Raw genomic sequence first — 21093 nt, 5'->3', positions numbered from 1 at the left:
TTGTCTATTACCCTGTTTTTATCACTGGTGCATGTTTATTTAAAGCTGACTGTGTAAGGTTTCATTTAAAGAGTTATGGAGCTTAATTCTATAAGCTCTTTTTTATTACAATAAAAATAGCACAAATTCGATTTCAAATCATAATTGATTTTTTAAATGAATAAATAATTCATTTTTTTCTAAATTCATGTTATTATAAAGCGATAAATTCATAGAAAGAATTAGTCTATGACCTTGATATACAAATTAAACTGATGACAATTGTGTGTAATATTTGGGAAAGGTAATAAACGGAGTCAATTTAATGGGCCAGCTAAATCATTTATATAAATATCCAAAATAAACAGGAAAGTTGGTTTGTTATGAAATGGATGTATGACATGAAAATAGGTACAAAGCTAATGGTGAGTTTTATAATAATCGCCACCATAATCGGGATCGTCGGTGTTATGGGAATGGTCAACATCAAAGCTTTGGAACAATCGGATTCTGAACTTTATGAACACATAACCATACCAATTCGGGAAGCCGGGCAAATTTCAACTGAATTTCAAACGCTGAGAGTCAGTCTTCGGGATATGATTATTGCCACGGATGCTCCGACTATTAAGGAGAATGCAGATAAGGTCATCGAACAACAGGCGAAAATCGATGCGATCGCCACAGAATTCGAAAAAGCCAATATGGATGATGAAATGAAGACGGCCTTAAATGAATTCACTATTGCCCGGCAGGAATATACCGGACATCTTGATGTCGTGATAAATCTGGCAACTCAAAATCTGGATGCCGAAGCTTTTTCATACTTGGGTTCCGGGAGCCCGGCAGCCCAGGCGACCAAAGCAGAACAGGATGCTATTGATAAAATTATGGCATTAAAATTGGAAGATGGTCAAATGAAGTCGGAAACAAATACCGCTCAGGCGAGCCGGGTTCTCACCACAATGATCATCATCACCTTAATCGGTATTGCCGCTTCAATCGGATTTGGACTTTTTCTTAGTTCAATAATCAGTAAGCCCTTAAAAAAAGCGAATCATATGATTAAGGAAATGAGTATGGGCCATTTCGCAACCCGTTTGAATATGGATCGAAAAGATGAAATCGGAGAAATGGCGTTATCCATGGACAGTTTTTCCGATGATATTCAAAATGTGGTCATCGGCACCATGAACCAGATATCCGACGGGGATGTTTCCGCAAACATTGAAACCCGAGATGACCAGGATGAAATTGCACCGGCTCTGAAGCTGATCATTGAAACCATCAGAGGTCTTATTGCCGAGGCAACCATGCTTTCTGCCGCCGCGGTACAGGGACAACTGAACACCCGTGGCGATGCCACCGCCTTTAAGGGCGGCTACAAGAAAATTGTAGAAGGGGTCAATGCCACCCTAGACGCCGTGGTGGGTCCCCTTAGCGTAGCAGCAGATTATGTTGACCGCATCGGTAAAGGGGTGATTCCTCCCAAAATCACTGATTCCTATAACGGGGATTTCAACACCTTGAAGAATAGCATCAATGCCTGTATCGATGGCTTAGATGCCCTGAAAGAAGGTAATCGCATTCTCGGACAGATGAGCCTCAATGATTACAGCGAAAAAATCGAAGCTCAGTATCTGGGAATCTACGCAGATATCGCCCAATCCATTAACAACGTTCATCTCCGGCTCACACGTATCGTCGAAATTTGCACCAATATTGCCAATGGCAATATGTGCGACCTGGAGGTATTGACAAAAATCGGTAAACGAAGCCAGAATGATACTCTAATCCCAAGCTTGGTGGGTATGATCCAAAATATCACACAACTGGTGGAAGAAACTGAAAATATGGCCAGTACCGCCGTGGAAGGTAATCTTTCCAGTCGCGGGGATGCCAGCCGATTCTCTGGAGAATTTGCCAAGGTTATCGCCGGCTTTAATGAAACCCTGGATGCCGTCATCGCACCCATCCAGGAAGCGTCTGACACGCTTAATGAACTGTCAAACGGCAACCTCCAGGTTTCCATGAATGGGAATTATCAAGGCGATCATGCGACCATCAAGCATGATTTAAATGAGACCATCGACTTTCTGAAACGTTATGTTCTGGAAATAGCGACAACACTGGAAGCCATGGGTCAGAAGAATCTGGATCAGGAAATCACCACCACCTATCCGGGCGATTTTCTGCCCATTAAAACCGCCCTCAATGACATCACCACCAGCCTCAGCAATACCATGACCGACATTGACATTGCCGCCGCCCAGGTTGAAATCGGTGCCCGGCAAATTTCCGACGGCGGACAGGCATTGGCCCAGGGAACCACCGAACAGGCCAGCTCCATTGAAGAACTCACCGCCTCTATTGAAGAGGTTGCCGGAGAAACCAAGCGCAATGCGGTCAATGCCAATCAAGCCAATGAGCTTTCGGTAAAGGTCCGCACCAATGCCGAAATCGGCAATGCCCAAATGCAGAATATGATCCTGGCTATGGGAGAAATCAACAATTCTTCACATAATATTTCCAAAGTCATTAAGGTCATTGACGATATCGCCTTTCAGACCAATATTCTAGCGCTTAATGCCGCGGTTGAAGCTGCCCGAGCCGGTCAACATGGTAAAGGCTTCGCGGTTGTTGCCGAAGAGGTCCGAAACCTGGCAGCAAGGAGTGCGGAAGCTGTTAAAGAAACTGCAGCACTCATTGAGGGCTCCATCGAGAAAGTGGAGGTCGGATCAAAAATAGCCGACAGCACTGCCCGGAGTCTGGAAGAAATGCTGAACGAGATTGAAAAAGTAACCGGCCTGGTGGGTACCATTGCCCAGTCATCCAACGACCAGGCTTCAGAAATAGCGCAAATCACCCTGGGTATCGAACAGGTTTCCCAGGTGGTTCAGACCAATTCCGCCACTGCCGAAGAAAGTGCCGCTGCCAGCGAGGAACTTTCCGGTCAGGCTTTAATGCTTACTGAAATGGTCGGTGCTTTTAAAATAAAAGGCAATCTCCAAAAGACAGTAACAACACCAACTGCTTCAAAAGCAGTAAGAAAAAATGACAATCATCCTTCCGAACCTACCATTAACCTGGATGATTTTGACATTGATAAATACTAGCAAACCTTTGACGTATGATGTTTTCCCGAAAATGATATTCTCCACCCTGCTTTAATATCAAAATTAATTTTGCATTAAAATAACCCCTTCGAATTCGAAGGGGTTATTATTTTATCTCGCTTGCTTATTAAATTTGCTGATTATTTTATTGCACTGTCAACTTTGCCTGGATCTCAATCAGAGTTTCAGTTAATTCTTCTCGCTCATTTTGATCAATGGTAAAATCAACGCCGTACTGATAAAAGCCTTGCTCGATTTCTTCAATCCATACCGGGGTTCCATGCGTTTCAATTTTTCTGTCAAACAGAATAGTTGTAAATCGAAGCGTAAATTCCTGTTCAATGGGAAATTTAATATTGGAAATAAAGCACAAGCCACTGGGCCCAATATTTTTAATCAGTATTTTTGTATTCCCCACATTCATTTTCTTTTCCAAAATTTTTATAATGGTCAGTTCGGCTTCAATAAATGGCTCGAAATCCAATCTCAAAGACTGTCGTTTTTCCTCGCTTACATCAATGGTTGTACGCTCCAAAAAAGCCGGGTCGCATTTTCCGCTTTTTAAAATATTCTCAAATTCGGTCAGAGGTAAAGGCCTGGAATAGAGATATCCCTGGCCGGCATGACAGTTAGCCTCCTGGAGAAAAGATAGTTGCTCCCAATTCTCAATTCCCACCGCAACCAGCTTTATTTCAAGATCCCGGGCAAGATTAACAATGGTCCTTGCAATAATGGCTGTTTTTTTGTCGAACATAATATTTCTGATAAAAGCACTGTCCATCTTTAAAACATCAATATTAAAGGTATTCAAATAAGCCAATGAAGATAAACCAGTTCCAATGTCATCAAGAGCTACTTTAATCCCTAAAGTCTGCAACCGTTGAATATCAGCCATGACTTTATCTCCATCTTTGCTCAATAAGCTTTCCGTCAATTCGATGATTAAAAATTTCGGATCAAACTGAAATTCATCCAGAATGCTTTTGATATTTTCCACAAAATCTTTTTCATAAAACTGGATGCTTGAAAAATTAATGGTTACCTTAGTTTGAGGAATCCCTTTCTGTTTCCAGTTTTTGCTGTTACTGCAGATCTCTCTGAGCATCCATTTTCCCATTTCCACGATCGCACCGGTTTCTTCAGCTAAATATATAAATTCCTGAGGAGACACCATTCCCCAATCCGGATGATTCCATCTGATTAGCGCTTCAGCAGCCAGAATTTCGGTAGTTTCAAGCTGAACCACTGGCTGGTAATATACTTCAAACTGATTTTTTTCAATGGCTTTTCGAAGGTCATTTCTGAGTTCAAATTGCTTGTAATTTTGGATGCTAATATCTGAGGAATAAAATTGATAATGGTTTTTTCCCTCTTTTCTGGCCCAGAGCAATGCAACGTTGGCATGTCTGATGAGCTCATCGCTTATCTGCTCGGAATCTTCATCATCCGCAGTCTTAGAATTCTCGATATCATGTGAAAAGATGCTGATCCCCATGTTCATTGTCACTGGAAATTCATATATATCCACCTTAAATGGCCGCGTAAACAAGCTTGCAACTGACTGGGCCATTGCTTCATAGTCCTCAGGGTTCCTTAAATCTTTGGCAATAATGGCAAACTGGTCCTCTGAATAACGGCTAATAAAATTTTTGATACCTAAAAAAGCCTTTAACCGGATTATCATTTGAATGACCATTTGATTTCCCGACTGTATACCCAAAGCACTGTTAATATATTTAAACCCCTGAAAATCCAGCATCATCACCGCCAATGACGAGTGTTCATTCCTTGAACTGTCGCATTGATTCATGAGTTCCTGCTTAAAAGAAATGCGGTTAGGCAGTCCTGTGAGTTCATCATGGGTAGCCATGTGATTGATTCTTTTTTCCATTTCCATCTTTTTAGTAATCTCTTCATTTTTCGTATTCACCCGGTTTACGTCAGCAAAAGCCATATATTCTCCCTGTCAGTGTCGCTAAGTTTGATTTTTTTTAATACCTCTAACATAAAGCAATAATTGGTAATTGTCAATACGAAAATCAAACAGAATCACTGATAACAAACCCCTTGCGGACATTTATTTACCGTTGTGTGCTGCAAGATCGTACAGGCTACCGCCAGTTCAACCTGATGCATACAACATGATAATTAAAAATCCGCAGGGGGTTTGTCAAATTACCTTATCTGCGTTCTTAAACACTCTTTTGATGTGTTTGAGATAATTCTATTATTTCAGTACTATCAATTATGCGACTCTAACTTCTTTCTTAAATTCAACTTTTCTCCACAAATATATCGCATACAGGCAAAGAATCAGAGTTTGAGCGATAAGCAGTGTAATACCCAGGGAACTGATAGTCTCCATGGTGATATTGGCAATGAAATCATGAAGGCCGTGCCATATAATTACCGGAACAATACTTTTGGTGACTACCACTATTTCCGCACAGACAAGGCCAAACAATCCTGCAAAAATAATCAGGATCACCACATATATGGGATCACTTCCGCTGAGGGCGGTGGCTGCATGGCCGATTCCAAATATTACCGAGGAAGCAATCACGGCATATTTCACCCCTTTTGCACTGAACACTTTAAAGATCAAACCTCTGAAAAATAATTCCTCGTTGATCCCCACAAATACTGTAAACAATAATAATAAAATAACCGTTAAAAACGAAATACTTGTATCCAAGCCATTCATAAAAGGCAGTATTTCAGCAACCAGCAGCGGCAGAAAAAACAGCACACTGGAATTTTTTGTGACATCCGGATTTCGAAACCCAAAGGCCTCATATCCTAATTTCGATTTTTTCATGATGAGAACCCCAAGAATAATTGAAATCCCAAACGAAAGAGTTTGCGTTATCAGGATCTGGGTCTCATTTAAACCGGCAACAACGCAGATGACTCCTGCCGCTGTTGCAAACAATATGGGGATGAACCCTAAAAGAATGGCACTTCTGAGTGGGTGACGCGTTGAAAACAATAGATTCATGATTTTTCCTCTTCTTTCTTAGCAAATTGATTTAGTAATCCCTTAAACACATCCATCAAAATCGTTTCTGCTTCCGCGTTACTGAAATGAACCTGATTCGTTGCTGCCAATGAACCAATCCCATGGGTTAACAGCCAGATGTCCACATACAGCTTTTTAGCATTTTCTTCATTTAAATGGGTCGAAGCTGCGATTAATTCAATCACTTCTTTATTTTCCTCCCCCGAAATCATATCCATAAGGCCATCGACCTGAATGAAGTCCGACATAAACAGCAATTTGAAAAGGTTCTTTTCTTCTTTGGCAAAATTGATATAGGCTAAGCCCATTCCTAAAAAAGGAATCTTATGGTTCATGCCATTAAGCATATAAGCATTAAAATTCTCTTCAACTTTTTGATAGAGTGCTTTTTTTAAATTCTCCATATTCTGGAACGTTCGGAATATGGGCTGAATTGAACAGCCTAATTCTTTGGCCAGTTCTCTGGCATTCACCCCCTCGATTCCGGATTTCCGGGCAATTTTTATCCCCGCATTCAGAATGTCGTCCTCTTTGATTTTAATTTTTGGTGGCATATATTTTCCTTTCTCATTAAACATCATACGTTATGTAACATTTGTTATGTATCATTTGTTATTTTACTATGAAAAAATTTATTTGTCAATAAAAAAAAGCTGAAATTAATCAGCTTTTTATAAACCCGTCCCGGGGACAATGGTAAATCTTTGTTCCCAATACTTACTTCTCTGTTTTAGCGATACTCAAATGTTAAAATTATTCAGACTATTGTGTTAATTGGCTGTCGGAAGTCTTCTATTACACTGCCATTAAATGATAGCATATGTTGATTTCCCCTTTTGAAAGTTCAAGTTCAACAGTTCTGCTGAGGGTTCCGCCCAGATCATCGGTATTGAAGCCCAGGCCTCGGCTGTTTAAAATTTTTTTTATCTGCTTTGTATTCCGCTGGCCAATGTTGAATACATCCCTACCTCTAACCGAACTGGCCCCACCAATCATGTGAATCCTGGTCCGGCTTAAATCGCAGCCATACTCCGACACCAAAGCTTTCATTAAAATGGGCAGACCAGTTGCTGCATAGTATCCCGGACGTCGCAAATCCTTTATGTGATCAGGTTTCCTCGGCAGTGCAACATGGATCATTCCTGCAACTTTTGGTTCTTGGCAGTAAAAAGTCACTGCCACACAGGATGCAAGGGCATAAGTAATCAGTCGATCCCCAGGATTCTTAATGATTCCCAATTCGCCAATTCCGATGATGGTATCCATGGATGTTTTCCTCCTAATCGAGCTTTCGGTAAATGGCGGGTTTAATGTATTTAAACTGGCTTATTTCTCGATTAAATGACTCTGCCAGTCCAATAAAGACATATCCACCATTCTCTAATTTATGGTGCATTTTATTGACAATGTCATTTTTTGTCGACTGGTCAAAGTAAATCATGACATTTCTGCAAAAGATGACATCAAATTTCTTTTTAAATGGAAACACCTCTTCCATTAAATTAAAGCGTCGAAAAATAACATTTTTCTTGATGGCGTCTACAACCACACTGCACTGACTATTCTGACTCCGAAAATATTTCTGTTTCCAGCTGGAGGGCAGGCTTTCAATACTTTCATTATCATACACCCCGTTTTGGGCTGTTTCCAATACGGTTTGGGAAATATCCGTTGCCAGCAGTCGGGTATCCCATTGCGATGCTTCGGCGCCAAAGAAATCAGCCATGATCATGGCCAATGTATAAGGCTCTTCCCCGGTGGAACTGGCAGCACACCAGATCCGGATGTCCCGGCTGTTGGCGGCCTGCTTTAGCTCCTTGAGATAGGGCAATACCTGATCCCGAAAATAATCAAAATGATCGGATTCCCGCATAAAATAGGTATGATTGGTGGATACTTTATCAATCAGAACATCGCTGGCCTCACCGGTGGGATCATTGATAAGATAGTCATAGTATTCCGTAAACGTCGTAAATCCAAGCTCAGCAACCAGCTTGTGCAATCTCCCGGTTAGCAGCAGCTGTTTTTCTTTTTTCAGTTGGATGCCGTATTGGCTTTGTATGAATTCCGATAGCAGTTGAAATTCCTTATCTGTAATGGGAATCATAATTTCCACCTTTTTCCTGTTTAGTTTCTTGCAGCTTTTGTACTGTATTAACAACTTTTATTTTTATAATCAGTAGCCTGTCAAAATTTCCAAGCCTGACTAATCTTAGTATTTACCAAATTCCGTTTCGCTCAATAGAATTTTTTTGCTGGCCGGCAGTTTTAGGCTGCTTCTGACCTGGGCCTCGACCGATTGCCGATTCTGCTCCTTCAGTCGTTCCATTAATTGTTGCACATCCGGATGCATTTCGTCAAGCTCGTTTCCAAACTCTCGAAATCCGGTGTTTTTTAGTGTGAAGCGAGTTACCTGATGTCTTAGCATTTCGGCCTGGCTGGCTAATTCCTCACTTGCTGCTGCGGTTTCTTCGGAAGTCGCCGATGTGGCTTGTACCACCATAGCAATCTGGGCAATCCCCTGGGTAATCTGATCCACGCCAATGGCCTGTTCATTGGTGGCAATGGAAATATCGTTCACCAGATCATAAACCTTCCCAATTGAATCTGCAATCTCAACAAGTGCACCGGCGGTTTGGTTGGCAATTTTCGTTCCACCTTCCACATTCTTAATGGAGCCCTCAATCAACACCGAGGTTTCTTTGGCAGCCTTGGCTGATCGTGCCGCAAGGTTTCTCACTTCCTCGGCTACTACCGCAAAACCTTTGCCGCCTTCGCCGGCTCGCGCCGCTTCAACCGCAGCATTCAGTGCCAGAATATTTGTCTGAAAAGCGATTTCGTCAATAACTTTAATGATTTTGAAAATATTGTTAGATGAATGACTGATTTCAGCCATTGACGCTAACATTTGATCCATATGGGCATTCCCGCGCAGAGCATTCTCCCTGGTGCTCTCTGCCAATTGGTTCGCTAAATTGGCATTTTGGGCATTGAGTTTTGTATGGCTGTTTATTTCTTCAATGGATGCCGTGAGTTCCTCGATGGAGCTAGCTTGTTCGGTGGCCCCTTGGGATAAGGCAATAGAGGAATCCGAAACCTGTTTGGAACCAATGGCGACCTGTTCACTTCCGGCGTTGAAGTTAACCATCACGTCGTTCATGTTGTGAGCCATCTGGGTAAAAGCTTTGGCCAAAATACCGACTTCGTCTTTGGTATTAATATCAATGCAAATATCCAGGTCTCCAGCCGCCATGCGGGTGGAGGCATCCACCATTTTTTGAATGGGTTTTTTAATGGTTGAGGTAATAAACAAACCCAGGACTATGGAAACCCCCAACCCGATGATGATCATAATGATGGTGGTTATCGTGGAAGTTCTGGCAATAGCGGCATTGCTGAGTGCTGTTTCCTCTGAGATCCCCAGCTTAATCTCCAGGATCTCACGGTAATTGCTTTCAATTTTTGCATGGAGCGTTTCATAATCCCCATTCTTCATCAGATTAATGGCTTCTGCCTGTTTTCCCTGTTTGGCCAGGGTGAAAATCTCACCCACCTCTGCATCGAACTGATCTTTGAGTACATACATTTCATCTGCCAGCTGGTTTGCTTCTTCTGTTACCAGGGTAGTTTGAAAGGTCTTTAAATTTGCATCAAATGTTGAATTTTGCTTTAATATGCTGCTTTCTGCAGCAGCAATTTGTTCCGGTGTTGTGGCCAGAACACCATCTTGCACATTTCCTAAAATTCCTTCAAACGCATCGACAATGTAAATCAGTTCTCCGATGGGTGCAGTCATTTTTTCATAAAGATAGGTATCCTGGCTTTTTATTTTTTGGATATTCACAACACCCATAACCCCAATTCCCAAGGCGATTAAAGCAACCACAGAAAATCCCAATATCATCTTTGTTCCTATTTTTAAATTATAAAACCATTTCATCCAATTCCACTCCCTCATTCATTTTGTAATTAATGCTTCTTTTAATTTTTAAGCGATATTTTTTTGTTTTACTTACGATTCTTTTTGTTAAGTGAAGCTTCCCATATTAATTCACTTAGGTAAAGTTTAGCATGATTCACTAAATTGTATGTTAAAAGCTCTATCCATTTAGAATAAGATTGTGTTAATTACTAGTAATCCAGTTATAAGGTATGCTTCTTACCGTATCCATAAAAAATGCAATATTACCACATAGATATAACTCCTTATGAGTGATATTTTGATGTCACCACTTGAATATTCGATATAATATCATATCCCAGAGCAATTTTGCTGCCTAAAAGTTCAATGGTCATGGGTCCATTGTATTCAACTGAGATCACCTTGATAAATGCTCCTTTTATCATACCCAAACAATAAAGCCGATTGATTAACTCCGGGCTTAGCATAAAATCTTTTAAAATAACAGTACTTCCTATTTGACACATGGATAACGGCATGTTTCCCTCCTATTTTTTAATTTTGAAGCGCTTTCCGTATTTAAGCCCATAAATTCTTCGATGATATTACCTAAAGCCAGGACCACCTTATGATCTAAAAGATGGGGTGATTCTTTTTGCACTTCTGTATATGCATTGTAATATGAAAGTGTCTTTCGATAATTTCGCTTACTGGTCATTGCATCGAAAACATCTGCAACGCCAACGATCCGTTCATTTAAATGTATCTGATTCCCCCATAAATTATTAGGATAACCGCTGCCATTCAGCCTTTCATGGTGATTGTTGACAATTTGAGCACAGGCATTGGGCAGCCAGATTTCATTTTTAACCATCTCATAACCAAGTTCTGAATGGGTCTTAATCACTTCATATTCTATTGTGCTTAATCTATCTGGCTTATCAAGGATTTCTCTTGGGAGCAATAATTTCCCGATATCATGGAGGATCGCACCTAAACCAAGCTGGTATAAAGCTGATGCACCAAGACCTAATGCTTTCCCAAGACAAATTGAAATTAATGACGTTCTGATGGAATGTCCCGACAAACAATTGCTGTCACAATTGGGAATTCTGTATTTTTCCAGGTCTCTAAAGGATAAGTTCATGAGTCTATTTATCATCCCATTGAGTTGCTTTCGAAACTGTATAGAAAAAATTTCCTGCTGGTCTCTGGAACAATACCGCTGACATGTATCATTTAATTGTATCGAAAATTCACAAATTTCTCTGGATGCTTTCTCTTCAGTCATGATAACAACCTTTCATACATAATCTTCATTATTTAAACCGGGCGCTGGTTACTTGATTTTTTCCATTTCTTTTAGAACAATACAACAGTTCATCCGCACGATCAACCAGCAACGTCTGTTCAATACGATCAAGTGTAACCGTTGAATTGCTAACCCCTGCTGAAACCGTAATCCCCATGCATTGACCCTCAAATTCAAATTGATACTGAGCAATTGCGATGCAAATTCGTTCTGCAATCATTTGTCCGAATAGTTCTTCTGTTCCCGGTAATAGTACTGCAAATTCTTCCCCGCCATAGCGAGCAGCAATATCCGATGTTCGAAGATGCTTCTTTATAATCTGCGCAACCTCTCTGAGCACATAATCACCATACAAATGTCCATACTTATCATTAACAGCTTTAAAATCATCGATATCAAATAGAATTAAGGCAATGGGTGCCTGCTTTGTCGCAATAAATGCCAAGGACTGATAAAAGGCCTGGTGATTCGACAAATCCGTTAAAAAATCTGTTGTGGCACGGTATTCGAGGAGTTGGTTCTTATATTCGATTTCAACCATTGCATAGCGATTGCGCTCATAGACATCATTCATTAAGTGATTGACTTCAGCCACAAATAAGCTAAACCCCAGAATTAAAGCAGCTTGAAAAAAAATAATGTTAATTGAAAAGGAATGGTTAAAAACGCAACCCACAATAATATAAAAGGCCGCAGCTGTGAAGCCATGAACCATGCTTTTTGTTCGGTGATTTCGCAAACTGAACATTAAAATGAACAGGCAAAAAATAGGAAGAGAGATTAAATAAAAATTTTTGAGACAAATACCGCAAACAGAGATAAAAAGTATATCCATCATACTTTGAAAATATCCTAAGGCCAGATTCTCGATTAGCTTTATCCGTTTAGCGGCGAATAAATAGAGTTCAACACCAACATATATTCCATAAATAATCAAAGTAAGTATCATCATTATTTTATTTACAGACTGTGTGTAGAAGCAAAATAATGATACTAATAAAAATATCAAACAGTGAATGCCAATGTAAACTTCGGTAAAAATATGATCTTTTTGTATTTGCTTCATTTGGTGTCCTCTCACATGTGTCAGCATAGGCTAATTATCAAGCGACAATATGTTAGCTATATCTAACATATTGTTTGTACAGTATAACAGTTTCTATTTTGCTTGGCAATACCTTTTTTGAAGATTTCTATTTTTTATGGTAATTATGTTCAGCATAAAAGCAATAATTTGCTTCTGAAGCGATTCAAACCTTCAATCCATTTCAATCAGCGGGTACAAAATAAATAAAGGTGGTTAATTGTCGACCAACAAATTATCTTTTTTTCAGTATGTGAAAAAGAGCAGACAAAGGGTATAACCCAAATAAGAAGATCCTGTCTGATGTCCATATTTTTTAGCCAAATCAAAAGATTCCAAAAATTTGTGTGGCCTGTTCTACCTGAAAACATTACTAAACCACCGGGAGGTGTTTAAAATGAAAAAAGTATTATTGGTGCCCTTAATTATTTTCATTCTGCTTGTTTCTTCTTGTTGTATTATTCCGAAAGATAATGGGGAATCAGATAATGGGGATATACAAAATGGCTACGCGGATAATGGGAATTCAGACAGTGCTGAATCCTTGAAAATTGAAGACTATTTTCCCATCACAGAAAATCGGCACATGGTCTACGAAGGCCAGGGCAACGAGTTTGCCGCCTACGATATGTTCATTGATTATGCCACCGACACAAAAGTTCAGCAGCGTGTCAATAACGGCGGAACTATCGTGGTGTCGGTTTTGGAAGTGAAGGATGGCCAACTCATAAAAATCCTGTTAAAACCTGAAACCTATTACCGGGAAAATATGCTTGAAAAAGGTGACCAGAATGAAGTTCTTTTAAGGGAGCCGCTGGTTAATGGGACAACCTGGACTTCTGAAGATTCCAAGGTTAGAACCATCACCAATATCAGTGCCGATGTGACGACGCCCTATGGAGATTATAAAGCCCTTGAAGTGACAACCACATCCCCCAACAATGGAACTGAAAAGTTTCTTGAATACTATGTGAAGGATCTGGGTCTGGTCAAATCCATCTTTAAGTCGGGCGAGCATGCCAGCGATGAAATAGCCTCGTCACTCAAGGAAATTACTGAGGATGCGGTGATGAAACAATCCATTGCTTTCTACTATCCCAATATCAATGATGATAAAATCTACTATCAGGTTAAGGACGTCGATTTTAAAACCAATGATATCACCCGAAATAAATTAGAAGCCGCCTACAAAAAAGATGCTCCCTGGCCAGTCCTTACACCAAACACAAAAATCAATAGTCTGTACCTGAATGAGGATGGGATGGTATACATCGACCTCAGTCGTGATTTTGTTACTGAAATGAATGCCGGCGCCGACTATGAAGCCATGATGCTCCAATCTATTGTCAATACCTTTGGCAATTACTACGGTGTCGAGCGGGTTCTTTTAACCATCGATAATCAGCCCTATTCCTCGGGACATATCGTCCTGGAACAAGGCGAGTATTTAACAGTGAATTGGATTGAAACGGAGCCTTTGGATTAATCAAAAATTTTTCTATTTTGCTATGTTTTTCTCAAGTTATATTGGCCAAATGACGATAATTAATATAAGCTCATAAGAATCAATATAACACATACTTTTATCAAGGAGGTTCTTACATATGAATCAGTAAAAAATCACCCCTAATCAAGAGGGTGATTTTTTTATGAATTTAAATTTTTTACATTCTTTTGATTCGAGCCTAACCTAATCACTTCCGTGAGATTCTTTCCAAAGCTTGTTGGCTGTGATTTCCCAATGATCAGCTGTGGTACTGCATTTATCACACAACGTATGGACATCTTCAGGATGTTGCATATCTGTTGATTTTGCTCCGGATTTGTCGACCATATCAATGCCAACCGGCATATATGTGAAAAACCATGCAAATTGCATGCGGAAGTCGGATCCAAAAGAATTGCCCATGGAATATTGCAGTTGTTTTGTTCTTTTGCCCTTTTTTGCTGTTGCCCACCAACCAGTGTTGCATTGACAAGAAAATTTTCCAGAAAAGTCTGCCGAACATCTTCATCAATGTCAGTAAACAGACTTTTAACAAGCTGATACCAGTTTCCGTCTTTATCTGCAATTGCAGATTTTATAGGTTCAATCTGTCTGGATAAGGTATCTTTTCGATCAAATTTTTCAACCCAATATATAATATTCGGAATGTTTTTATCCGGGTTGGAATTCAAATATGAAATAACTTTTTTCAGCCCGAAAGACTGTACCCTTTCTTTAATCGTATAAGCTGACATCTTGATTTCCTCCCTTAATGATATAATAATCAGTTCCGACTTTTTAATCATCATTAACGCCCTTCTTTAATGATGATTAAAGCTTGAACTTCATTTTTTTCAGCAACTGGTTTCTTTTTAATTTTAATACCCTTTATTTTGTTGTAATAACTGCTATAAAAAAATATTAGACAACATCATTTGCTTTTTCATTTCAATTACCACTGCGAAACTTAAATTAATGGATTTATGAAGATGCTTTGATTAACAAAAGATTTTCAGGGTAACATATACCAAGAAGCAATTAAGCTTCAAATATTTTAAGGAGGAACATCATGAATAAAGATATCTTTGAAGGTAAATGGGAACAGTTAAAAGGAAAGGCTCAGAAAAATTGGGGAAAACTAACCGATGATGATCTTGATAAGGTTAAGGGTGATGCGAAAATTCTGGCAGGTGTGATTCAGGAAAAATATGGGATATCCAAAGAGGAAGCTGAAAAGAAAGTTGATGAATTTAAGTGGAATGATTAGGATCGAAAATTCAAGGGGCCACCATTCCATACCCTTTTATTTTGGACTGATCTCTTTGCTGACACTTATTTAAAGTTATGCCCTTAAATAAGATCGCATGTCATTAAGGAGGACCAATATGCAAACAGATGATTTTGAAAGCAAATGGGAACAAATAAAAAAAGAAGTGCAGATTAAATACGGAAACGTATCCGATGATGATATCGACAATATTAAAGGCGATACAACAAAATTTGAAAGCATCCTTCAGGAACGTTGTGGAATTTCTAAAGAAGAAGCTGAAAAAATACTTAAGGAACACAACTGGAATATTAAAGACTAAAAAAGGGCAAGATATATTCTTGCCCTTGAGTTTGTTGATAGACCCGTCCTGGGGACAATGGTAAATCGTTGTCGGCGGCATGATCGGACAGGCTACACCTGTTCGCCATGATGCCGACAACTGATGTTACGATTGTCCCCAGAACTTGCTTTTTAAGTTTTTAAATAAGTTTGCTTATTAAAATTTCTTATAATTTTTTGCTGCTTTGAGAACCTCGATTACTTTTTCAAGGGGAGATCCGATGGTGGATTCGACTGCGCCGAAAATTGTTCCTTCGATGATTGGTGAATCTACGATGATAATTTTTTTATTGTCTGGTATCATCTCGATGGCCATTTCCGAACTCATAATGGCGCTCCCGAGATCAACCACAATAACCACACCATCATCGGATAATACCGATTGAATAGCTTCTGTTATTTTAGCAACATCGGTTCCGATTTCGCCATTATGCATACCACCTGCAGCGGCAATCTGAGCATCAGGGGCCATTTGGTGAGCCAGCTCTTTGGCACCTTCGGCAATCTTCTGACTGTGGGAAACTACAACAATACCTACCATAGTCTATTTACCTGATTTTTTAGCCGCTTCTTTGGCCGCTTGAAACAGGTAGGCCATAGAAGTGGCTCCGGGATCCTGGTGACCAATACTTCGTTCACCCAGATAACTGGCTCTTCCTTTAGTTGCAATAATGGTTTTGGTATATTCCACACCTTCCCATGCTGCTTTTTCGCCGGCTTCAAGGGCAACGGTCATGGAATTGCCTTCACTAATGCTTTTCTTAATGGCATCAATGGCTGGAATCATACTATCCAGGATGGTCTTTTCACCTTGAACTGCTTTCCCCCGAAATTTTATACCACCTACCCCTTCCTCAAAGGCACTGATTACATCCTGGTCGGATAATTCTTCTTTGCCTTTTAAAACCGTTCCCGCTTTCATAAATGCGGTGCCGTAAAGTGGACCGGAAGCTCCGCCGACGGTGGAAACCAATGTCATTCCCACGGCTTTCAAAATATCATCAATGTTTTTGTCTCCAAGGGTTGGTAATTTTTCACTAACAGCTTTAAATCCCCGGTTCATATTTATCCCATGATCTCCATCTCCGATGGCCTGATCAAAATCAGTTAATTCTTGTCGATGTTCTGCCATTTTATCTCCATAAATTCGGATAAAATCCAGTACCTCAGCCTTTGTTGCCATTCAAATTCCTCGTTTCTTTTTTAAATACGCCATTCAATAAATTGAGTTCAGACAATCGATAAATAGGGTCATGGATGATTTTCCATAACCTCTATTCAATAATTTCATTTACATTTTGAATGCAATGGTGTCTGCTTCTGCCAATAATAATTCTTTTAATTCTGCATCTAATTTTAACAGTGTAATGGAGGCACCGGCCATATCGATGGAAGTCATAAAATCCCCAACGAAGGTCTTGAAGACCTTCACGCCTTTTTCAGCTAAAATCTGCTGGACACGACGGTTCAGGATATACAATTCCATTGGCGGGGTAGCGCCTGCGCCATTAATCATCACGGCTACTTCGTCACCGGCTACTGGTTTCATATCCTTCAGGATTCTATCCATAAGATAATTTACAATTTCGTCCGCTTTTTGGATTGGTTTTCTTTCGGTTCCCGGTTCGCCATGGATCCCGATTCCCAATTCCATTTCTTCATCCGATAATTCAAAACCCGGTTTCCCAGCAGCCGGAACGGTGCATGGTTTTAAGGCAACACCCATAGTTCTGACGTTGGCAATCACTTTTTCAGCAGTGGCATGAACTTCTTCAATGCTTGCTCCGGTTTCAGCTTTTGCCCCGGCAATTTTATGAACTAAAATGGTTCCGGCAACGCCGCGACGCCCGGTGGTATATAGACTGTCTTCAACAGCGACATCATCGTTGGTGACAACATTGGCAACCTTAATGCCTTCAGCTTCGGCTAGTTCTGCTGCCATTTCAAAATTCATGATATCACCGGTATAATTTTTAACAACTAATAATACGCCTTTCCCGGCATCAACAGCTTTAATTGCTTCAAATACCTGGTCAGGTGTTGGTGAGGTAAATATTGCACCAGGAACAGCGCCATCCAGCATTCCTTTTCCAACAAATCCGCCATGAGCTGGTTCATGTCCGCTACCACCGCCGCTGACGATGGCAACTTTTCCGACTTTTTTATCGGTTCTGACCAGAACGTCAAATCCAGGGAGACGTGTCACATACTCAGGATGGGCAAGAACAATACCTTCCAGCATTTCATTTTCCACATTTTCAACATCGTTAATAAACTTTTTCATAAGACTTCCTCCTATAAATATTATTAGTATCTTAATTCATACTATAACATGTTTCTACCCTTATTAAAGATAAAAAATCCATTTTATGTTGTTTTTTTTAATACATTTAGAGTAATATTTATGGAAAATTGTTTTCACCTTTATGCTCTGTAATAGCGTCTTTCTCTTTACCCGGTGATTATTACTTCCAATTTAGTTCCCAGGTAATATCAAATTTATCCGTAACCATTGCCACTTTTTTTATTCCAGCAGCAGGCATGGGACCATACATTACCTGGCCAAACTCAGCAAGTCCTTTAAACACGAGGTCAAATTCTTCCTCAGTCTCAAAATTCAGGAATAAAGATATGGCCCATGAACTCATTGGCGCTATTTCTTTTTTCATATCCATAAACATGACGGTACTATTTTCCAATCTTAAGTGAGCATTTTGCACCTTGTCTTTTTCGGTGTATTCGGTGTTTTCAGTAAATTTTTCCAGCTTAATTAATTCTGAATTCGGGAACACTTTTAAATAATAATTGATGGCTTCTTCCGAATTGCCGCCTAGTCTAATCAATGGTGTTAAAAAATCATTTTTCATATCCGGCTCTCCTTTTAAAATAATAATTTTTCTGCTTGTGGTATGTTCCTTTGTTAATTATAAACTTTAAATACTTAACTTTTATTACCCCATTAGCATAGTACTAATCAATTTATAGAAACAGAGTTAATATCAGTACTGATATTAACTCTGTTTCTTTTTAATTACTATGAAATGGCATCTTTTAAAGACTTCACATATTTGAAGAGCACATCCCCGGCATTTTCCCCATGTTCGGCAATGATCCGGACGATGGCGCTGCCGACAATGACGCCATCGGCGGTTTTCGAAATTTCCTTTGCCTGGACAGGGGTTGAAATGCCAAAGCCAACTGCCACCGGTGTTTTCGATACCTGTTTGATATCGGCGATGATGGCGTTAATATCGGTTTTGATCTCGCTTCTGACTCCGGTAACCCCCATCGAGGAAACCAGGTAAATAAATCCAGTGGCATCTTTTGCCAATGTCTGAATCCGGTCTTTGGAGGTGGGCGCAATCAGGGTGATCACGTCGACGTCGTAGGCTGTGGCAACACCCAGAACTTCATTTTTTTCTTCGTAGGGCAGATCCGGAATGATAATCCCATTAATGCCCGTTTCCCGGCAGTTTTTGAAGAATTTTTCAACGCCGTAAACAAAAACAGGATTCATATAGGTTAAAAACACCAGCGGCATCTGGGTTTTGGTCCGCACCCGCTTCACCATATCAAATATTTTATCGGTGGTGGTGCCGACGCTGAGCGCCCTGAGATTGGCTTTTTCAATGACCGGTCCTTCAGCAATGGGATCCGAAAAAGGAATCCCGATTTCAACTAAATCCGCTCCGGCTTTTTCCATAGTGAGAATGAATTCTGCGGTTTTTTCCAGGGTTGGATCCCCGGCGGTGAGAAAGGCGATGAAGGCTTTGTTGTTTTTAAATATTTCCGATATCTTACTCATGGATGTCTTCCCCCTTATAGCGTGCAATTGCTGCCACATCTTTATCGCCCCGGCCGGATAAATTAATGATGATGATCTCATCCTTTGTCATGGTTGGGGCCAACACCATGGCGTAGGCCACGGCATGGGCGGATTCGATGGCCGGAATGATGCCCTCAGTTCGCGACAGATATTCAAAGGCATTCACCGCTTCATCATCGGTGATCGGCACGTATTCGGCTCTTTTGGTGTCGAATAGATTAGCATGCTCGGGACCGATGCCCGGGTAATCCAGTCCCGCTGAAATGGAATAGACCGGGGCAATCTGACCGTATTCGTCCTGACAGAAATAGGATTTCATGCCGTGAAAAATACCCAGGCTGCCTTTGGCAATGGTTGCGGCATGAAGGGCTGTGTCTACTCCTTTTCCGGCGGCTTCACAGCCAATCAGGCGCACGTCCTGGTCGGGAATAAAATTATAGAAGGCGCCCATGGCATTGCTGCCGCCGCCGACACAGGCGATGATGGCATTGGGCAGCTGGCCTTCTTTTTCAAGAATCTGTGCTCTGGCTTCTTTGCTGATAACGCTTTGGAAATCCCGGACAATTTCCGGGAAAGGGTGCGGGCCCATGACGGAACCCAGGACGTAATGGGTATCTTCAACCCGTTTGGTCCATTCCCGCATGGTATCATTCACTGCATCCTTTAGGGTCATGGTGCCTGAGGTCACCACGTTAACCTTGGCACCCAATAATTTCATCCGATAAACATTAAGCGCCTGGCGGTCGGTGTCTTCCTTCCCCATAAAAATTTCGCATTCAAAACCCATGAGGGCGGCGGCGGTGGCGGTGGCCACACCGTGCTGGCCGGCGCCGGTTTCAGCAATCAGCCGGGTTTTTCCCATGCGTTTTGCAAGCAGGGCCTGTCCCAGAACATTGTTGATCTTATGGGAACCGGTATGATTTAAATCTTCGCGTTTCAAATAGATTTTTGCGCCACCTAAATCCGCGGTCATCTTTTTTGCAAAATACAGCCGTGAAGGCCGTCCCGCATAGTCGTTTAGCAGGGCAGTGAGTTCGTCCTGAAAGTCTTTGTCTTTTTTATAAAATTCATAGGCGGTTTCAAGCTCGATGATGGCATTCATTAATGTTTCGGGAATGTATTGCCCACCGTGAACCCCAAATTTTCCTTTGCTCATAATTTCATTCTCCTTATTTTATCCACAATTTCAATGATTTTCTGCTGATCCTTGACGCCGTCAATTTCCACTCCGCTGCTGATATCCACACAAAAGGGTTTGACGGTATTAATGGCCTCTTCGATATTGCCGCTGTGAAGGCCCCCGGCTAAAAAGAAGTCACCTTCGTAATCATCCAGCAATTCCCAGTTAAAGCTCAGACCGGATCCTCCGTACTGATTTTTATCATAGGTGTCAAACAAAGCAAAGTCCGCACTGGTAGCTTTGACATCGGACTTTTGATTGATGCGCATGGCCTTAATAACTGGCAATGTCACCGATTCCCTAAGCCTGGCTATATATTCTTCATCTTCATCGCCATGAAGCTGGATCATATTAATGATGTTTTTTTCTGCCAATGTCTTAATCACTTCCCGGTCTGCGTTAACAAATACGCCGACTGCCTGTATTTTATGATCCAGGCACTCTTTTAAGATAGCGGCCTGTTCCATGGTGACCTGTCGCTTGCTTTTAGCAAAGACAAAACCAATGTAATCCGGCCGGGCTTGATTCACTGCCTCAATATCTTCCCGACGGGTGAGCCCGCAGATTTTTATTTTCGTCAT

The 21093-nt window shown here is 40.8% G+C and carries 21 protein-coding genes; 4 read left to right on the top strand and 17 right to left on the bottom strand.

The window, feature by feature from the left end:
- Positions 1 to 380 precede the first annotated feature (380 nt).
- Positions 381 to 3095 (top strand): methyl-accepting chemotaxis protein, encoded by a 2715-nt coding sequence (locus AKG39_RS12960; RefSeq protein ID WP_242852613.1) that lies wholly within the window; start codon positions 381 to 383, stop codon positions 3093 to 3095.
- Between the two features lie 145 nt (positions 3096 to 3240).
- Here the strand turns inward: AKG39_RS12960 and AKG39_RS12955 are convergent, their stop codons facing one another.
- The 9 genes from AKG39_RS12955 to AKG39_RS12915 form a co-directional block, all read right to left on the bottom strand.
- Complete coding sequence (locus AKG39_RS12955) at positions 3241 to 5049, bottom strand: EAL domain-containing protein (RefSeq protein ID WP_050740823.1); 1809 nt, start codon at positions 5047 to 5049, stop codon at positions 3241 to 3243.
- A 291-nt stretch (positions 5050 to 5340) separates the two neighbouring features.
- Positions 5341 to 6093 carry a CPBP family intramembrane glutamic endopeptidase gene (locus AKG39_RS12950; protein ID WP_050740822.1) on the bottom strand — a complete coding sequence of 251 codons (753 nt, stop codon included), beginning with the start codon at positions 6091 to 6093 and terminating at the stop codon, positions 5341 to 5343.
- On the bottom strand, positions 6090 to 6668 hold the full coding sequence (locus AKG39_RS12945; RefSeq protein ID WP_050740821.1) for a TetR/AcrR family transcriptional regulator: 579 nt from the start codon (positions 6666 to 6668) through the stop codon (positions 6090 to 6092). Before AKG39_RS12945 ends, AKG39_RS12950 begins: the two co-directional genes overlap by 4 nt.
- Positions 6669 to 6909: 241 nt before the next feature.
- Positions 6910 to 7380 carry a chemotaxis protein CheD gene (locus tag AKG39_RS12940; protein ID WP_050740820.1) on the bottom strand — a complete coding sequence of 157 codons (471 nt, stop codon included), beginning with the start codon at positions 7378 to 7380 and terminating at the stop codon, positions 6910 to 6912.
- Positions 7381 to 7393: 13 nt separating this feature from the next.
- A complete protein-coding gene (locus AKG39_RS12935; RefSeq protein ID WP_050740819.1) occupies positions 7394 to 8221 on the bottom strand; it encodes a CheR family methyltransferase in 828 nt (275 codons plus the stop codon).
- A 105-nt stretch (positions 8222 to 8326) separates the two neighbouring features.
- A complete protein-coding gene (locus AKG39_RS12930) occupies positions 8327 to 10054 on the bottom strand; it encodes a methyl-accepting chemotaxis protein (protein WP_050740818.1) in 1728 nt (575 codons plus the stop codon).
- A gap of 266 nt (positions 10055 to 10320) precedes the next feature.
- On the bottom strand, positions 10321 to 10554 hold the full coding sequence (locus AKG39_RS12925) for a FeoA family protein (RefSeq protein ID WP_050740817.1): 234 nt from the start codon (positions 10552 to 10554) through the stop codon (positions 10321 to 10323).
- Complete coding sequence (locus tag AKG39_RS12920; protein WP_050740816.1) at positions 10530 to 11306, bottom strand: HD-GYP domain-containing protein; 777 nt, start codon at positions 11304 to 11306, stop codon at positions 10530 to 10532. Before AKG39_RS12920 ends, AKG39_RS12925 begins: the two co-directional genes overlap by 25 nt.
- Before the next feature lie 28 nt (positions 11307 to 11334).
- Entirely contained in the window at positions 11335 to 12075 is a 741-nt protein-coding gene (locus AKG39_RS12915; protein ID WP_160316192.1) for a GGDEF domain-containing protein, read from the bottom strand.
- 733 nt (positions 12076 to 12808) lie between these two features.
- Here AKG39_RS12915 and AKG39_RS12910 point away from each other — a divergent pair.
- Positions 12809 to 13897 (top strand): GerMN domain-containing protein, encoded by a 1089-nt coding sequence (locus tag AKG39_RS12910; RefSeq protein ID WP_050740814.1) that lies wholly within the window; start codon positions 12809 to 12811, stop codon positions 13895 to 13897.
- A 161-nt stretch (positions 13898 to 14058) separates the two neighbouring features.
- Here AKG39_RS12910 and AKG39_RS12905 read toward each other — a convergent pair whose 3' ends face one another.
- Positions 14059 to 14706 (bottom strand): hypothetical protein, encoded by a 648-nt coding sequence (locus AKG39_RS12905; protein WP_050740813.1) that lies wholly within the window; start codon positions 14704 to 14706, stop codon positions 14059 to 14061.
- 260 nt (positions 14707 to 14966) lie between these two features.
- Here AKG39_RS12905 and AKG39_RS12900 point away from each other — a divergent pair, with 260 nt between their 5' ends.
- Together AKG39_RS12900 and AKG39_RS12895 are read left to right on the top strand one after the other, a co-directional pair.
- Complete coding sequence (locus AKG39_RS12900) at positions 14967 to 15164, top strand: CsbD family protein (RefSeq protein WP_050740812.1); 198 nt, start codon at positions 14967 to 14969, stop codon at positions 15162 to 15164.
- 118 nt (positions 15165 to 15282) lie between these two features.
- On the top strand, positions 15283 to 15486 hold the full coding sequence (locus AKG39_RS12895; protein ID WP_050740811.1) for a CsbD family protein: 204 nt from the start codon (positions 15283 to 15285) through the stop codon (positions 15484 to 15486).
- 177 nt (positions 15487 to 15663) lie between these two features.
- On the opposite strand, the gene dhaM is transcribed toward AKG39_RS12895, so the two are convergent.
- The 7 genes from dhaM to AKG39_RS12860 form a co-directional block, all read right to left on the bottom strand.
- Positions 15664 to 16047 (bottom strand): dihydroxyacetone kinase phosphoryl donor subunit DhaM, encoded by a 384-nt coding sequence (gene dhaM / locus AKG39_RS12890; RefSeq protein WP_050740810.1) that lies wholly within the window; start codon positions 16045 to 16047, stop codon positions 15664 to 15666.
- Between the two features lie 3 nt (positions 16048 to 16050).
- Complete coding sequence (gene dhaL / locus AKG39_RS12885; RefSeq protein ID WP_050740809.1) at positions 16051 to 16689, bottom strand: dihydroxyacetone kinase subunit DhaL; 639 nt, start codon at positions 16687 to 16689, stop codon at positions 16051 to 16053.
- A 108-nt stretch (positions 16690 to 16797) separates the two neighbouring features.
- Positions 16798 to 17790, bottom strand: a complete 993-nt coding sequence (gene dhaK / locus AKG39_RS12880) for a dihydroxyacetone kinase subunit DhaK (RefSeq protein WP_050740808.1) — start codon at positions 17788 to 17790, stop codon at positions 16798 to 16800.
- Between the two features lie 181 nt (positions 17791 to 17971).
- The gene (locus AKG39_RS12875; protein WP_050740807.1) at positions 17972 to 18373 is read right to left on the bottom strand and encodes a VOC family protein; all 402 of its coding nucleotides are present in this window, start codon (positions 18371 to 18373) and stop codon (positions 17972 to 17974) included.
- 167 nt (positions 18374 to 18540) lie between these two features.
- A complete protein-coding gene (gene trpA, locus AKG39_RS12870) occupies positions 18541 to 19311 on the bottom strand; it encodes a tryptophan synthase subunit alpha (protein ID WP_050740806.1) in 771 nt (256 codons plus the stop codon).
- A complete protein-coding gene (trpB, locus tag AKG39_RS12865) occupies positions 19304 to 20488 on the bottom strand; it encodes a tryptophan synthase subunit beta (RefSeq protein ID WP_050740805.1) in 1185 nt (394 codons plus the stop codon). The genes trpA and trpB overlap by 8 nt, the downstream gene beginning before the upstream one ends.
- The gene (locus AKG39_RS12860; protein WP_050740804.1) at positions 20485 to 21093 is read right to left on the bottom strand and encodes a phosphoribosylanthranilate isomerase; all 609 of its coding nucleotides are present in this window, start codon (positions 21091 to 21093) and stop codon (positions 20485 to 20487) included. Before AKG39_RS12860 ends, trpB begins: the two co-directional genes overlap by 4 nt.

It is taken from the genome of Acetobacterium bakii, from assembly GCF_001263355.1.
In the GTDB taxonomy this organism is placed as follows: Bacteria; Bacillota; Clostridia; order Eubacteriales; family Eubacteriaceae; genus Acetobacterium; species Acetobacterium bakii.
This window is presented reverse-complemented; position numbering and strand designations above follow the sequence as displayed.